Annotated in this window: 13 protein-coding genes; 2 read left to right on the top strand and 11 right to left on the bottom strand. The window is 63.6% G+C overall.

The genetic code is table 11. The annotated features are described in order from the left end of the window. Nucleotides 1-14 precede the first annotated feature (14 nt). Nucleotides 15-776 (top strand): thioesterase II family protein, encoded by a 762-nt coding sequence (locus ABGT83_RS10660; RefSeq protein ID WP_013981123.1) that lies wholly within the window; start codon nucleotides 15-17, stop codon nucleotides 774-776. A gap of 9 nt (nucleotides 777-785) precedes the next feature. On the opposite strand, the gene ABGT83_RS10665 is transcribed toward ABGT83_RS10660, so the two are convergent. Genes ABGT83_RS10665 through ABGT83_RS10680 form a run of 4 tightly spaced genes read right to left on the bottom strand, consistent with a single transcriptional unit; the run spans nucleotide 786 to nucleotide 5,635 of the window. Then, nucleotides 786-2,267 carry an ABC transporter ATP-binding protein gene (locus ABGT83_RS10665; protein WP_346687514.1) on the bottom strand — a complete coding sequence of 494 codons (1,482 nt, stop codon included), beginning with the start codon at nucleotides 2,265-2,267 and terminating at the stop codon, nucleotides 786-788. Beyond that, nucleotides 2,264-3,079 (bottom strand): ABC transporter permease, encoded by an 816-nt coding sequence (locus ABGT83_RS10670; RefSeq protein WP_009305517.1) that lies wholly within the window; start codon nucleotides 3,077-3,079, stop codon nucleotides 2,264-2,266. The genes ABGT83_RS10665 and ABGT83_RS10670 overlap by 4 nt, the downstream gene beginning before the upstream one ends. Beyond that, nucleotides 3,063-4,040: an ABC transporter permease gene (locus ABGT83_RS10675; RefSeq protein WP_009305518.1), complete on the bottom strand. Its 978-nt coding sequence runs from the start codon at nucleotides 4,038-4,040 to the stop codon at nucleotides 3,063-3,065. Before ABGT83_RS10675 ends, ABGT83_RS10670 begins: the two co-directional genes overlap by 17 nt. A gap of 17 nt (nucleotides 4,041-4,057) precedes the next feature. After that, the gene (locus ABGT83_RS10680; protein ID WP_009608954.1) at nucleotides 4,058-5,635 is read right to left on the bottom strand and encodes an ABC transporter substrate-binding protein; all 1,578 of its coding nucleotides are present in this window, start codon (nucleotides 5,633-5,635) and stop codon (nucleotides 4,058-4,060) included. A gap of 595 nt (nucleotides 5,636-6,230) precedes the next feature. Between ABGT83_RS10680 and ABGT83_RS10685 the strand changes: the two genes are divergently transcribed. Beyond that, nucleotides 6,231-6,725: a helix-turn-helix domain-containing protein gene (locus ABGT83_RS10685; RefSeq protein ID WP_175282520.1), complete on the top strand. Its 495-nt coding sequence runs from the start codon at nucleotides 6,231-6,233 to the stop codon at nucleotides 6,723-6,725. Here the strand turns inward: ABGT83_RS10685 and ABGT83_RS10690 are convergent. The 7 genes from ABGT83_RS10690 to ABGT83_RS10720 form a co-directional block, all read right to left on the bottom strand. After that, entirely contained in the window at nucleotides 6,722-8,299 is a 1,578-nt protein-coding gene (locus ABGT83_RS10690) for a CHAP domain-containing protein (protein ID WP_346687518.1), read from the bottom strand. The genes ABGT83_RS10685 and ABGT83_RS10690 overlap by 4 nt on opposite strands. Nucleotides 8,300-8,320: 21 nt before the next feature. After that, the gene (locus ABGT83_RS10695; RefSeq protein WP_009305522.1) at nucleotides 8,321-10,630 is read right to left on the bottom strand and encodes a VirB4-like conjugal transfer ATPase, CD1110 family; all 2,310 of its coding nucleotides are present in this window, start codon (nucleotides 10,628-10,630) and stop codon (nucleotides 8,321-8,323) included. Continuing rightward, on the bottom strand, nucleotides 10,611-10,994 hold the full coding sequence (locus ABGT83_RS10700; protein ID WP_009305523.1) for a PrgI family protein: 384 nt from the start codon (nucleotides 10,992-10,994) through the stop codon (nucleotides 10,611-10,613). Before ABGT83_RS10700 ends, ABGT83_RS10695 begins: the two co-directional genes overlap by 20 nt. A 103-nt stretch (nucleotides 10,995-11,097) precedes the next feature. Then, entirely contained in the window at nucleotides 11,098-11,937 is an 840-nt protein-coding gene (locus tag ABGT83_RS10705; RefSeq protein ID WP_009305524.1) for a hypothetical protein, read from the bottom strand. Nucleotides 11,938-11,971: 34 nt separating this feature from the next. Beyond that, complete coding sequence (locus ABGT83_RS10710) at nucleotides 11,972-12,304, bottom strand: hypothetical protein (protein ID WP_009305525.1); 333 nt, start codon at nucleotides 12,302-12,304, stop codon at nucleotides 11,972-11,974. Then, entirely contained in the window at nucleotides 12,288-14,108 is a 1,821-nt protein-coding gene (locus tag ABGT83_RS10715; protein WP_009608917.1) for a VirD4-like conjugal transfer protein, CD1115 family, read from the bottom strand. The genes ABGT83_RS10710 and ABGT83_RS10715 overlap by 17 nt, the downstream gene beginning before the upstream one ends. Continuing rightward, entirely contained in the window at nucleotides 14,105-14,971 is an 867-nt protein-coding gene (locus ABGT83_RS10720; RefSeq protein ID WP_009305526.1) for an ArdC-like ssDNA-binding domain-containing protein, read from the bottom strand. The genes ABGT83_RS10715 and ABGT83_RS10720 overlap by 4 nt, the downstream gene beginning before the upstream one ends. Nucleotide 14,972 lies beyond the last annotated feature (1 nt).

The following is a 14,972-nucleotide window of genomic DNA, read 5'->3' on the forward strand; positions in this document are numbered from 1 at the left end:
CTAGGAGGACAAGCGTGAACAATTGGATAGTCGATCTCAATCAGAAAGAGCAAGCGAGAGGAACAGCTTTGGTATTTGTGCCCCATGCGGGCGGAGGACCCAATGCATTCAGATCTGTCGCACGCGAGATTCGCAGGAAACTTCCTGTCTACGCTATTTGCTATCCAGGTCATGAAAATAGAATATCGGAGCCTCTCGTAGACGATTTCTCGTTTGTAGCAGAGGGAATCGCCAAAGCAGCGTCCGCATATTTTGAAGATCGACCTTTTGCCTATTTCGGACACAGCATGGGGGCCTCCCTTGCCCATGAAGCAGCTCGAATCGCAGCGCTGGATAAACTGCATGGCCCTTCGCATTTGATAGTATCAAGCCGAGAAGCTCCTTCGAGCATCAGAGAGGCCCACGTCCACCTCTATGACGATGCCGAATTTAGGGAAGAATTGCTTCGCGTAGGCGGAATATCTCCCGAGGTGCTCGAGATAGACGAACTCTGCGATATATTTTTGCCGATCATTCGGAACGACTACAAACTGATAGAAGAGTACGTTCCTACAGAAAATTATGAGATGGGCATCGACTGTCCCGTTACGGCTTTCTTAGGGAAGGACGATCCGGAAGCTCTGGAGAATGAAATGAGGGATTGGGCAAACGTTACGACAGGCTTCTTCGAGATGAGGCATTTCCAAGGAGGGCATTTTTACTTCATGGACGATGTTTCCCAAGTCGCCACTGCTCTAGTCGAAACGCTGCACAACAACAGACAATCCAGCGTCTAGATCGCCACACTAACCCTCGAAAGGCACGGCGTTTTCCTCCTCGCAGGTGTAGCGCGCCACTCTTTCCGCATGGGTGACAACGACAAGCGCCAAGCCCTCGTCTCGTTTCAGCTGGTTCAACGTATCGAGGATGTCCTTTTGAGTGGTGGGGTCGAGGGCGGAGGTCGATTCGTCGCAAACAAGCACCTTGGGCTCATGGGCGAGGGCCCGGGCGATGGCAACGCGCTGGGCCTGTCCACCCGAAAGCGAGCGGGGGTGCTGGCGTTTGATCTCGTCGGGCAAACGCACCAAGGCCAAAAGCTCCGAGACCCGCTCCCTCACCTCTTTCCTCGACCAGCGAGGATGCACCCGCCTGACGGCGCGAGAAAGCTGGGTGTCCACGCAAAGCGCGGGATTGAGGCTTGTCGCAGGATCCTGCGGCACCATCTGCACGGCGGCAAGCTCGGTTTGCGACCGATCCTTGAACGAGCGCGCGAGAACATGCATATCCCCATCGCCCAAATCGAGCGCCACAGAACCTCTTTCCGCAGGGCGCTCTCCCGTGATGGCCCTGACAATCGTACTCTTGCCCGACCCCGAAGGCCCGAAAAGGGAAAGCCCCCGGCCATGATTGATCGAAAACGCGGCATTCCTCGTTGCAACCTTGCCGTCGGGCGTCACGACATCGAAGCTTGATGCTGAAAACACAGGGGCACCGGCGGATGAATCCATTTCATCGCCGGGACGCCGTTCAAGCCGCTGGGCGTCAACGAGTTTGCGGGCGTAATCGGTTCCAGGGTTGTTCATCAGCTCGGAATGCGAAACCGTTTCGAGAACGCAGCCCTCTTTGAGGACGGTGACGGATTCGGCGAACTTGCCGGCCACATCAAGGTCGTGGGTGATGGCGACAACGCTCATTCCCGATTCGGCGCAGATTCCCTTGATGGTGGCCACGACCTCATCGGCGGTGGCTCCGTCGAGGCCGGCAGTGGGCTCGTCGAGTATAAGCACGCGAGGTTTCGACGCGATGGCCTTGGCGATGGCCACACGTCGACGCTGCCCTCCGGAAAGCGAGCGCGGCCTCCGGTCGAGCAGCCCTTTGACACCCGAGAGGCCCACCCTGCCAAGCAAGCCGAGCGCGTCCTCGTCGTCCATCGGGACGGATTCTGACAGCAGCGCGCGCACCGTCATGTGGGGCGTGAGCGAGAGAGCGGGATCCTGCGACAGCCACGATACCGTTTCCGCCCGGTAGCGCCTCAGCGATGAGCCTTTGAGAGAAAGCACGTTCGCCCCGTCGACGAAGATCGTTCCGGCCTCGTGGACGAGGCCGCTGCGGATGCGTCCCATGAGCGCGAGGGCGAGCGTGGTTTTGCCCGACCCCGATTCTCCGACGAGAGCGCGGTTTTCTCCGGCCAAAATCTCTATCGACAGATCGTCGATAACGCGTTTACCCCCGAGAGTTGCAATCGAAAGGCCCGCTATCTCGACAATCGCGTCCGATCCGTTCGTCACAGGTTGCTCCTTTTCCCTATTCGATCAAGCAGAAGATTGCCCGATATGGTGATGCAGGCAATCGCGATAGTGGGAGCAAGCGCGGCCCACGGGTTCAGGCTGATGCCCGTGACGCCCGTCTGTATCATGGTTCCCCAGTCGGAGCCCGTTCCGAGGGGGTCGAACCCGAGAAAAGCGGCCGTCGCAACAAGATAGACGGAGTTGATGAACCTCATGCCCACCGTGGTTGCCAAGGGAACCGCCAAGTTCGGAAGCACCTCGCGCACAGCCGTCTTCGCCGCCGAATCGCCGGAAAGGCGCGCCGCCGTCACATAAGGCGATGCGGCCACGGGACGGACGAGCGAGCGCGTGTACCGAGCTATGTAGGGTGCCGACACCGCCGTGGTCACCACGATCATCGTCCCCACTCCCGAACCAAGCCCGAACACAAGAACCATGACTACGAGTATCGAAGGAATGACCAGCAGCAGATCGAGCAGGTACGATAACACATCGGCGAACCTGCCCTTCGCACTCACGGCGAACCCGAGAGCCACGCCCACGGCAGCGGCGACGGCGGTGGAAACAGCGGCAACGGCGATAAGGTGCGCGCCGCCGTGCATGAGGCGCGCCAAAACATCGCGGCCAAGCCCGTCGGTGCCCAAAGGATGCTCGGCGCTCGGAGGCATGAACGCGGCCCCCACGGTGCTTGTCCCGTCTGCCGGGGAAAGCGATCCGGCGAGCGCAAGAGCGAGAAAAGCGATGAAGAAGACGAGAAGCACAAGATCGGGCCAAGAGAGCAGCTTCTCGCTAATGCTACGCTTCGATCTCACGGGACCGCCTCCTTCCCAACCCGTCGGCAATCCAGAAAGCCGCAAGCGACACCGCTATGACAACCGCCGAGCAAGCCATGAGCAAATCGGGCTCGCGGTTGAGCACGGCGTTGACAAGAAGCGTGCCCAAGCCGGGAAAGCTGAAAAGGGATTCAATGATGACCGTGCCGCCAATAAGATAAGGTACGACCGAAGCCGCCGACTGCGCAACGGGGGCGACGATTCCGGGCAAGAGGTTTTTGACGATCACCCTTCTTTCCGGCAGACCAGAAAGTCGGGCCGATTCGACATGAAGCGTTTGGTTCTCCCGCTCGACCACGGCGCGCACCGGGCGCACAAGGGTGCAAGCCCCGATGAGGGATATGGCGACGATGGGAAGCACCATGATGATGGGCTTGTCGAACATCGAGCCACTCCCAACGGGAAGAAGCGATACGGCGGGAAACCACCCGAGCTGCGTCGCGAACACCAAGATGAGAAAGAATCCGACAACGAACTCGGGTGTTCCCACAACAGCAAGCGCAAGCGTACTCACAATCTTGTCTGCCGCCTTGCCGCCATGAAGACCCGCGAAAATGCCACCAGCCGTGCCGACCACAATCACCAAAACAAGCGAGATCGCAAAAATCACTCCAGTTCGCGCAAGAGGGCCGACCATAGCGTCGGCTACGGGTAATCCCGACGCAAGAACGGTTCCGAAGTCGCCCTGCAGCGCATGAGCGCACCAGAGAACGAAACGATAGAGTACCGGCTTGTCGAGGCCGTATTGCTGCGTGAGCTCGGCCACACGCTCGGGAGTCGCCTGTAATCCGAGACGCTGCGTGGCGGCATCGCCGGGCAGAGCCTCAAGGGCGAGGAACACGAGCAGACACGTGAAGATCAGCGAGATCGCGAAGAGGAGAATACGGGAGAGTATCCGCAGTGCGCGGTGCCCTCCCGTACGGTCGGCGTTCGGTGACATGCCCTTCGTCCGATTCGCTAAGCGGAGAGGGTTGCCTTGGCGAACAGAGGCACCGAGAGCGTGATGTCTATGCCGTCGAGGCCATCTACCTGCCCGCTCAGATCGGCGCAGTATCCCCAAACGATATCGCCGCCCTCGGCCCAGAGACGCTCCTGTGCTTGGTTGAGGAGTTCCGCCCGGTCGGCCTCATCCACTGCCGAGGTTGCTTGGGCCAAGAGGGAATCGTACTCGTCATCCTTCCACTGGCTGAAGTTGTACGGCGAGCTGCCACCGGTGTACATGACGGCCGAAGCGATATACGGGCGATTGATGAGATAGGTTGCGAAAATCTGCGCTCCGTAGATGTTGTTCATGTCGGAGAACAGCGTCGTCGGATCGATCTCCTTCACCGACACCGTGATGCCCGCCTTCTCCAGCTGGGCTTTGAGCATCTCTGCAGAATCGTTGACGCCGGTGGTGGTTTCGGCGGTCGTGATCTCGAGCTCGGTCACGCCCTTTTCTTCGAGCACCTTCTTGGCGGTGTCGAAGTCGTAAGCACGCTGCTCGAGGGAATCATTGTAGCCCGGCATACCCTGGCCAAGCACATCATTGCCAACCACACCCGCAGAGCGGAAGATGGTGTCGTTCATGGTCTGGCGGTCGACGATAAGCTTGAGGGCCTCGCGTACCTCGGGATCATCGAAAGGCGCGGCGGACGCGTTGAGGCAGAAGCGGAAAGAACTCGAATTCTCGATGCCGCCGTTCAAAACGTTGAAGCCGGACTGGCCTTCGAGCGTGGCCGCGTTCGTCGTCGAGATTTGGTGGGCGAAGTCGACCTCGCCGCTCGTGAGCGCCGTGTACCTCGTCTCGGGATCGGTGATGGGGACGATCTCAACCGTGTCGATGGCCGGAGCGCCTCCCCAGTAATCGGCGTTCTTCTCAAGCACGGCTCCAGTGTCGGGAGAGAAGGAAACGAGCTTGAAGGGCCCGCTGCCGATGTCGCCAGAGAAATCGTCGCCGGCGCTGCCCGCCGGGAACACGAAGGTGACGGCGGAAACGACCTCGTCCCAGAAGGTGGCTTGCGGCGAGAGAAGCTGGAGCGTGAACGTGCGCTCGTCCACAACCGAGCTGCCCTCCCAATCGACGTTCGCGTAGAACGACGAGTACATGGGTGAGGTGCCGGCGTACTGGAGGCTGTAGAGCGCATCTTCAGCCGTGACGGTCTCGCCGTCATGATACTTCACACCGTCCTTAAGGGTGACGGTCCAAGCGCTCGCATCCTCGTTGGGTTCGATGCTTTCGGCAAGCGAGTTCTCCACCACGCCGTTGCGCAGGAGGATAAGCGAGTCGTACACGTTGAGCGCAATCGCCAACGGAAGAAGCGTGCTGAAGGTGGCTGGATCCAACGTGTCCGTCGAGCTGCCCATCATGGCAACCCGCAACGTCTTGGGCGTCTCATCCGACTGAGAAGCGCCCTCGCCGGAATCACTGGTGCCCGACGAGCAGCCAGCAAGCAGCGACCCCGTGCCCATGGCGATGGCGAAGCCTCCCATCAGCTTCACGCAGTCACGGCGAGAAAGAACCCCTTTCCCCAGCATTGTTTCATCTTGTGACATATCCGCTCCAATCATTTTTTCATATCATCCCGTACATCAGCATCTATTCCTTTATATTTAGATAGACACTGTCCAATTAGAACAAGGACATTATAAAGATAAAAGGTTTCTATGTCTAACTTTTTTGTTGGTGGCTTTCGATTGAAACCTGCACAACCGTTCTTTTAAAGCCGTGTTTTACAAATCAGTTTTAGTTTGATTAACAGAAAAACTGGTTTGATACCCGGCTCGGCAATATGTCGTAAGCGAGTAGTAGAGAAGTGTATTTGAAGCGACGAAGGGGGTCTCCTGATATCCTCAGAATCAAATCGGTCTCTCCAGCCCACTAGCTCCCTGCACGCGCTTTTTTGCTTGCAGGTGGCAAAGATTTTTTAGCCATGTGGTCAGAAAGGCACGCTTTGCAAATAGCTTGCGATTACGCCCTCTTCTTTTTCTGATGGAGACAGTGAAAAGCATGCATCCCGGGAGCAATTCGGTTTGAGAGCAAAACAACGCAGGCGCCAAAAGGAGGTTGGCTTGAGGGAGTTCGACCTTGAAGACTAAATCCCCCAGGGCTTATTGCGCTGGCAGCGCCAACCGAGGTAGGTGCCCAGCCGTGAAGGAGGATGCCATTACTCAAAAAGTAACGGAGTGTTGCTATCGACTAAGAGACCGCCTCTTCAAGAAGACGATGGGGAAAGCTTATGGCACTCCAGCGTCAATCGAACACGATAGCAGCGGGTCAGAAAGAGAGACAGCACCATTTTCTCTGCTTTCTGCGAAGTACGTCTTGAAGCTTGGCATTTCAAAAAGCGAGTTCTGCAGACGTACTTTGCTGTCGGAGAAAACTTACGAGCGAATCAAATATGGTCAACTTGCAGATCGTCCTAAACCAGAAACAGTGATGCAATTTTGCGTAGGCCTCGGACTCTCTTTGGAAGAATCCGAGAATCTTTTCAATGCGGCGGGTTATTACCTTGGAGGGTGTAAGCTTCATGAGGCATACAGAGAGTTGCTGTCCATGAACGACAGCCTAACCATCTACGAGTGCAACGATGTTTTGCGTCATTTGGAGCTGCCTTTATTGGCAAGATGGATAGAGATTTCTTAGAAAGAGCACGCCCCATACCCCATAATGAAAGGGCTTCCGACGCCGTAGGCGCTTCTCCTGCACGCATCGTCCGAATTGCCTTCGATGGTGCGCACGGTGGAGCCGTCGCACGACTCCACGATGCCCACGTGGTCGGAGACGCCGTCTCCGTCCCAGTCGAAGAACACGATGTCCCCAGGCGCCGGCGCGCTGCCTCCCGGCAGCCAGCGGCCTGCGGCCTTGAACCACTGCACGCCCGTGGGGCAGTAGGAGAACTTGGGCACCGCGCCCGAATCGATGTACCCGCACTCGTTCGCACACCAGCTCACGAAGCACGCGCACCATTCCACGCGGCTCTCGAACCCGTACCATGACCAGTACGGCCTGCCGCCCACGTTGCCCAGCTGGCTCGAGGCGATCTCCACGATGTCGGCGGCGCCGCCCGCGATCCCGTGGAGTACGGCCCGCCATGCGGCGTCGTGGCGCTCGTCCAGAAGCTCGCGCAGCGTTTCGAGTTGCCCCGCGTCGAACCCGTAGGCCGACGCCATCTGCTCCGCCGTCTTGGCCGAGAGCGTGACGCGCAGCACCTTGGCGGGCGGGGCGTCTTCGCCGTCGGAATCGCTCGGCTCGGCTTCCTCTATCTCGGTTTCTATGGAGTTCATGTCCCAGAACACGGCGCGCAGCGCGCCCTGCCGCGCGGCGTCGAGCGTCAGAACGTCGAGCGGGTTCTCGGCGTCTGCCGCCAGCTTGACCGCGAACACGGCGAGGGTTTCCTTCCACGGGCTCTTGCCGCCCGAAACCGAAACCTCGTCGCATTCCGCCGACGCCTTGGCCTCCTCCACCTTGGCGGCGTGCTCGGCGTCTATCTCCGCCACCACCTCGCGGAGCGGGGGGTTGCCGTCGCCTATGTCGCCGCCCATGAGGAAGATGCCGAACGCCGAGGTGGCGACGAACGCCGCGAGGCATGTCACCACGACCACTGCGGCAGCGGACGACCCAAGACCGGTGAGCGCCGCAGTTGCCGCCCGCGCCTGGAGCGCGGCCATGCGCGCGAACCGGCCCGCGCTGCTTGCCGCCCGCCGCGCGGCGGCGTTCGCGCCCTTCGCCGTAGCTTTGCGGGATGCCCGGGCCGCGCGTGCGCGCGACGCCGCCTGCGCCCTCGTGCGCATGGCTTCTCGGGCGCGCGCGTTCGCCGGCCGGGGCGCCCTCGGCGAAGGGCTCGATGCTTCGCGGCTTGACCCGCAGGATGCCGCGCAACCCCTCGGCGTGCGACGTTCGCCGCGCTCTGCGGACGGGAAGGTCGTGCGCGCGCGTTCCTTGGGGACATTGCGCCGCCGGATTGCGCGGGCGACCCGCGCACCGTTCGCTGTGGCCGCGAAGCCCTCGTGCGCCGTTCGCTCCGATTCGCCGCGCGCCGCCGCCCAGCCGCCTTCGGCTTCATCGCCCCTTCGTTCGCGTGTGTGTGCGGGGTTTGCCGCCTTCGCCGTTTCGCCGACGCGCAGCGCTGCGGGCCGCGCCGCCTTTTGGATAAGCGCCGCGCGGTCGAGGGTCTTCACGTTCCTGGCGACGACGCGCTCCTTGATGTCGCTCGGCAAGGCGGCCTCCTTTCTGCTTCGTCACTCCCCGGGCTTAGTGGTCATGAGGCGGTAGAGCTCGGTGTCCCTCGGGAAGCGGTTGGCGAACGGCACGATGGCGCCGCCGTAGCGCAGGAGGCCGCAGCCCGCCTCGGCGTTGGTGATGTAGCCCATCTGCTCTCGGCTGATGTTGAGGAGTTCGCCCAGTTTCCCGCGGTCGGCGGCCGCCTGGTTGAGCATGACGATGAGCTCGGAGTTGGAGAGCATCGTGGAGGCCAAGACCGAATCGAGCAGGTACTCCACGTTCTGCGTGATGGCCGTGGGGTAGGCGTTGCGCTTGCGGAAGCGGCGCCACGCGCTGTTGAAGAACGCGCCGGAGTACTCGTTCTCGAACACCACGTGGAACTCGTCTATGAAGATGTGCGTGCGCCTGCCCGCGCGCCAGTTGTCCGTCACGCGGTTGAGCATCGCGTCGGTGATGACGAGCAGCCCCATGGTCTTGAGCTGGCGGCCCAGGTCCATGATGTCGTAGACGAGGAGCCTGTTGCGGGTGTCCACGTTGGTTGGGTGCGCGAACGCGTCCAGCGTGCCCGAGGTGAACAGCTCCAGCGAAAGCGCCAGGTCACGCGCCTGCGGCTCGGGCTGGGCGAGCAGTTTGTCGCGCAGGTGGGCGAGCGTGGGCGCCTCGCCGCCGCGCAGGTAGTCGGCGTACACCGCCGAGGTGCAGCGGTCCACGACCGACTTGGCCTGCGGCCCCAGTCCCCGGCGGTCGAGCTGCTCGAACAGTGACAGCACGAACTCGCTCTTGTCGGCCACGGGGTTGCCTCCCTCGCCGTAGCCCTCCACCATGTCCATGGCGTTGATGTGGTGGGGGCTGCCCGCCGCGATGCGCACCACCTCGCCGCCCAGTGCCTCGGCGAGCGAGGCGTACTCGCGCTCGGGGTCGCATATCACTATGTCGTCGTCGGTCGAGAGCGCAAGCATAGCTATGAGCTCCTTGGTCGAGAAGCTCTTGCCCGAGCCCGGCACGCCCAGCACGAACGCGTTGGGGTTCAGGAGCCGCGACTTGTCGCACAGGATGAGGTTGCGCGATATGGCGTTCTCGCCGAAGTACATGCCGCCCTCCTCCATGATCTCCTGCACGCGGAACGGCATGAGCACGGCGAGGCTCTCGGTGGTGAGCGTGCGCATCGCCTCGATGCGACGCACGCCTATGGGCAGCGCGGTTGACAGCCCGTCGAGCTGCTGGAAGCGCAGGACCGAGAGGCGGCACAGGTGCTTGCGCGCGCACGAGAGCAGCGCCTCGGTGTCGGCGTCGAGCTCCTCGGGCGTGTCGGCAAAGTGGACGAGCGTCACCGTGGCGAACATCATGCGCTGGTCGCGCGACATGAGGTCGTCCAGGAACTCGCGGCTCTCCTTGCGCTGCTGCTCCATGTCGTAGGGCACGGCCACGTTATAGTTCATGTTGGCGTTCTGCCGGCGCGTCCAGTTGGTGATGTTCGTCTCCACACCGAGCAGTCGCCGCTCCACCTCGCGCACCGCCTCGTCAGTGGGCACGGGGACGACGTCTATGGAAAGCGCCATCGCGCGCCTCGCGTCGGTAAGCTCGGCCAGAAAGCCGTCCTTGATGTAGGACGCGTAGTCGGTCAGGTACAGGGCGCGCGCCCAGCGGCCGCCCACCCGCAGGCGGTCGGCCTCAATGCCCGCGCCCTCGGGCGCAACGGCGTCCTTGAACGAGTGCCCCCGGCGCATCGAGGCGCGCACGTCGATGGGCAGGTCGTCGGCGCCGCCCCGGTAGAAGCCCCTCAGAAGCCGCAGCTTGCCCTCTGCGTCGAGCTCCTCGCAGTGCGCCCCGAGGCGCGCGAGGTGCGCGGCCGTCTCCGCCGACGCGCGGTTGAAGTAGGAGCGGGCCTCCTGGATGCTTCTCCCTCCCACGGCGATGGTAAGGTATATCTCGCGCACCATGGAATTCGCCCCCGTGGCCTTCTCTATGAGCATGGCGTTGTACTCCTCGCGGTAGCGGTCGAGCCCGTCGCCCTTGGGCGGTATGAGGATGCGCCGCCCGAGGGCTTCGGCGTCGAGCCTGCGCACCGCCACGGTGACCTTGGCCCGCGCGTCGGAGTCGAAAGAGTTGAGCAGGTCCGAGTAGCCCAGGAACATGGCCTCCTTATCCTCCTTTGACGCCGCCGCGTAGTTCACGTCGCTCACGCGCCAGGTCTTCGCGTACTCGCCGTCGTCGGTGAGGCACACGCCGTCGGGCCAGATGCGGCGCACGGGCACGGCGTCCTCGGCGGTTTTCGGCGGGACGAACCGCGTGCCGCCTTTGCGCCGCCTAGCTGCGAGTGCGGCCATGATGCCCTCCTTTCTCGCGGCGGATGCCCTTCGCGCGATGCGGCGTGCAGACGGCCTCGTAGTACAGGTTCTGCGGGCGCGCGGGCAGTTCCTTGGGGGTCAAAAGCGCGTATTTGGCCCACGCCCACGCCGCGCGTTCGACCGCCATGCCGTGCCAGGTGACGAACCCCAGCGCGGCGAACGGGGCCGCTCCCGCGATGCACGCCCAGGAGAGCTCGTCCAGTCTCAGGAAGGGCGACAGCCCGAAGTAGAGCCCCACGGCGGCGACGCAGGCGAGCAGCGCGAAGACGCACTGCCGAAGCGACATGCCGAAGAACACCCCCTCGGTATACTCGCGTATCTCTCGGTTGACCTTCACTTCCACTTCTTGCTCCTCTCTGCCTGCGCGGCGAAGCGGGCGCGTAAAGCGCCCCGCGCGCGGCGCGGGCAATGTGTTCGTTCGGTTGTTTCGGGAAAGGGGAGGGGCGTCAAAGCCCCATCATCTCGCGCACCACGCGGTCGGCCATCTTGACCATGCCCGTGAGCACCAGCATGTTGAAGGCAAGCTCTCCCACGTACGACCACACCTGCGTGACCACGGGAGCCTCGGCATCCACCACCGGCGGCGCCGATGCGAACAGCGAGAATATGACGCATGCGAGCAGGATGACCGCACCCTCGAGGCACACGGCCCCGTAGCTTTTGAGGAACGCCTTGCCGACCGACTGACTCGGCTCGCCCGCGAAGGTGGACAGGGGTATGGGCGCGAGCGCGGTGTACATGTATATCTTGAAGAACCTGCCGTACACCGCCAGTATCATGATGAACGAGAGCACCGTGACGAGCAGCCCGCCGAGCAACGTCACCGCCCACAGGGGTATGGCGTCGAGGAAGCCCACGTCCTCGATGGCCTCCACCATCTCGCCAGGCAGCGCGGCGGGCGCGGCCGACGCAAAGCCCGCAGCATCCATCATGTCGCCGATGAGCCCCTGCACCACGTCGAGGAACGCCATCATGAGCTCAAGCCCGTAGACGACGGCGGCGTGCGCCAGCACGAACCGCACGAACAGCTTCAACACCACCTCCGGGCGCTTGGCCTCGGCGAACGAGCCGCAGGTCTTCACGAGGCCCGACAGGAAGAACAGCACGAGGAGCGCGAGCGCCACCGCCTGCACGGCGCCGTGGATGGAGAGCACCGCGTCCCATATCCCGCCGCCCCGGAAGTCGGCGGGCGACGCCGTGAGCAACCCCACGATCTCGCCCATCTTCTCGTTCCACGTGTCGAGCGCTCCCTGGAGGTTGCTGACCACCCAGTTGTCCGAATCCAACGGCCCGCCTCCTTTCGGGGCCCGCGCGACGGGCCTATCCGACGATGATATCCAAGATTTCCTTCGCGAACGTGATGACCACGCCGCCCGCCAGGGTCAGGAAGCCGTTGGCGCGCTGGGACGGGTCGTGGCTCTTGAGCGACATGCCCACCTGCACCACGCCGAAGCCGAGCAGGATGAGCCCGACGCTCCTGATGAGCCCGAAGATGAACGTGGAGAGGTTGTCCACCGCCGCTATCGGGTCGGTCGCCGCGAACGCGGCGGGCGGCTCCAGCGCCAAGGCCGAAGCGGCGCAGACGGCGATTGCCGCCATGAGCCGCGCGCGGGCTGCGGGGCGGGCCTTCTTCCCCTCAGTGGTCTTTCTCATGCGTTGGTTCTCCTTTCCCGCCCGCCGCCTCCGCCGCGAGCGCTGCCTCGGCCTCCTCCCCGTCGAGCACGACGCAGCCCGCAGGCGCGGCCTGCGCGCTCGCGGGGGCAACGCCTTCGTAGGGCGCCACGGCGGCGCTTGCCAGCGGGCAGGCGCCGTGCTCGTAGGGCGGCGCGCCGCCCTCGGGGGTGAGCCGCGCGGCGGGATGCCGCGCTATGTCGAGCTTTAAGTCGATGATGGGGCGCTCGCCGCGCACGAAGAGCAGCGCGCGGGAGTTGTCGAGCATGCGCACCTCGTCGGGCGTCATGAGCTCGCGCCCCGAGATCTGCTGGTTGGTGGACCAGCTGCCGCCCCTCCCGGTGGTCCTGCCGTGCGTGTCGAGGTCGATGGTCTCCTTGCCCAGAAGCTCGCTGACGTACTTGTGGGTGGATTGCTCGTTGCCGCCCAGGTACAGGAACTCGTCGCAGTTGCCGACGATGGACTCCCACTGCTTGTCGAACAGCGCCCGCAGCTGCGCCATGTTCTGGATGATGATCGACGCGGACACCCCGCGCCCGCGCATGGTGGAGAGTATCTTCTCAAAATCATTGGGTAAGCTCACGTTGGCGAACTCATCCATGAGGAAGTGCACGTGCACGGGCAGCTGCCCGCCGTGTTTTCCGTCCGCGAGCGCGAAAAGCTGCTGGAACAGCTGCGTGTAGAGGACGGACACCAGGAAGTTGAAACTGGTGTCGTTGTCGGGTATGACTGCGAACAGGGCCACCTTGCGCTCCCCGAGCGACGGCAGGTCGAGCTCGTCTGTGGCGGTGAGCGACGCCAGGGCGTCGAGGTTGAACTTCTCCAGCCTGGAGGCGAGCGTCACCTGGATGGATTTGAGCGTCTTGGCCGAGCCGGAGCGGTAGCTGCGGTAGTATTTGAGCGCGATGTGGCCAGGGTCCCTCATCTCCAGCCGGTCGAACAGCTCGTCGAGCACCGAGGCGTAATCGTCGTCGTCCTCGCGCACCTCGCCGGCGCGCAGCATCTCCATGAGGGTGGCGTAGTTGCGCTCCTCGGGCGGTGCCTCGTGCACGAGGTAAAGCAGAAGCGCCAGGTGCAGCATCCCGGCGGCCGTGTCCCAGAAAGGATCCTGGCTCTGCGCGCCCTTGGGAGTCGTCGCCTTGAACAGGTTGGTGTTGAGCCGCTGCGCGTCCGCGTCCGACTCGATGTAGGAAAGCGGGTTGTAGCAGTGGGACCTCTCCATGCGCACGAGGTCGAGCACGCGCACCTCGTAGCCCCTCGATTCGAGCAGCCCGCCCACGGCGCGCACGATCTCGCCCTTCGGGTCGAGCACCACCATCGATGTGTTGGCCTGGCAGGCGTTGGGCAGGCTGAACCCGCGCGTTTTGCCTGCGCCCGAGCCGCCCACCACGAGCGTGTTCATCGAGCGCCTGTGGGCGTGGGTGTCGTAGCTCATGCGAAAATTGCGCGTGAGCAGCTTGTCGCCTGCGGGGTCGCGCCCCCGGTAGCGGTGGCAGATGCGGCGGGCGTCACCCCACCGGGCGCTGCCGTGCTCCTCGCCGGGGCGCAGGTTGCGCCGGGTGAGCAGCCACGCCGCCGCGCAGGCGGCATACAGGACCAGGAACAGCAGCGCCCATCGCGCGCCGCCCGCCGTGGGCTTCGTCGAAAAGGGATCCGAGAACGCCGCGATGAGCGAGGCGAGCGACCCCCCGCCGTCCAAGGCGGGGGCGGCGACGAACCCCGCCCACGCCGCCAGCGGCGCGGCGAGCGCGGCGGCTGCCGCCTCGCCAGCCGTCGGGGGCCTCATCTGCCCTCCGACCTGTCGCGCCGCCTTTCGGGCGGGGCCATGCGCTCCGACACGTCGCGCGCGGCCTTGCCGATCTCGCCCAAGGCGTCCCTCACCTCGCGCGCGCTCGCTTCCGGTGGCGCGGGCGCGGCGACGGCTCCCGAACATTCGAGTCCCAGGCGGCGGGCGGCTATGCCCGCCGCGAGGTCGGCCTTCGCGGCGTGCGTCTCCCTGTCGTAGGCATCGAGGCCGAGCGCCATGCTGGCATGCGCCGCCTCGACTATCAGCGCCGAGAGCAGCTGCGGCTCATCGAGCCCTCGCTGCACCCGTATGGCCCCCGAGGCGTGATCGTACTCGGCGGGGACGCCGCCGAGGTCGTCAACCGGCTCTATTCTCGTCGGCGAGCGAGCGACCAGCGCCGCGAGCGCGGCGTGAGGGTCCACTCTGCGCGGCAGGCATGGCCGCGCGGTGGTCTGCGACACGTCGAACACCTTGCGCACGTCGTACAAGACGCCGATGCTGCCGTCGTCGCGCACGTACTCCTTGACGGGTTCGATGATGGGGATCGCCTTCTGCCCGCGCCTCACCGACGCTCCCTGCCTGCGCCAATGCTCAGCCGTGCCGACGCGCGTCGCGTTCGGTATGCGGTCGGCTATGAGCAGGATGTTCGTGGCGGAATGGTGGGGCAGCTGCGCCGCCACCCGCATGTACGTCTCCAGCGCCGCTGGATCCGAATTCGCGCGCAGCGCGGCGGCGTCGGCGCGGTCGAATGCCTCTTGGCGCTCGCTCTGCTTCCGCTCCGCCCACGCTTGCTTGTCGAACTCGCCTTCCGGCGCGAATTCCCGGCTACTGCGTTCTTCCATCATCCGGTAGATATCTTGCATG

The organism is Enteroscipio rubneri, from assembly GCF_963929405.1.
In the GTDB taxonomy this organism is placed as follows: Bacteria; Actinomycetota; Coriobacteriia; order Coriobacteriales; family Eggerthellaceae; genus Enteroscipio; species Enteroscipio rubneri.

Coding starts and splice junctions, on each gene's coding strand:
- ABGT83_RS10675 (WP_009305518.1), bottom strand. CDS start 4,040: ATGTCACCGAACGCCGACCGTACGGGAGGGCACCGCGCACTGCGGATA.
- ABGT83_RS10680 (WP_009608954.1), bottom strand. CDS start 5,635: ATGTCACAAGATGAAACAATGCTGGGGAAAGGGGTTCTTTCTCGCCGT.
- ABGT83_RS10695 (WP_009305522.1), bottom strand. CDS start 10,630: ATGGCCGCACTCGCAGCTAGGCGGCGCAAAGGCGGCACGCGGTTCGTC.
- ABGT83_RS10710 (WP_009305525.1), bottom strand. CDS start 12,304: ATGAGAAAGACCACTGAGGGGAAGAAGGCCCGCCCCGCAGCCCGCGCG.
- ABGT83_RS10715 (WP_009608917.1), bottom strand. CDS start 14,108: ATGAGGCCCCCGACGGCTGGCGAGGCGGCAGCCGCCGCGCTCGCCGCG.
- ABGT83_RS10720 (WP_009305526.1), bottom strand. CDS start 14,971: ATGCAAGATATCTACCGGATGATGGAAGAACGCAGTAGCCGGGAATTC.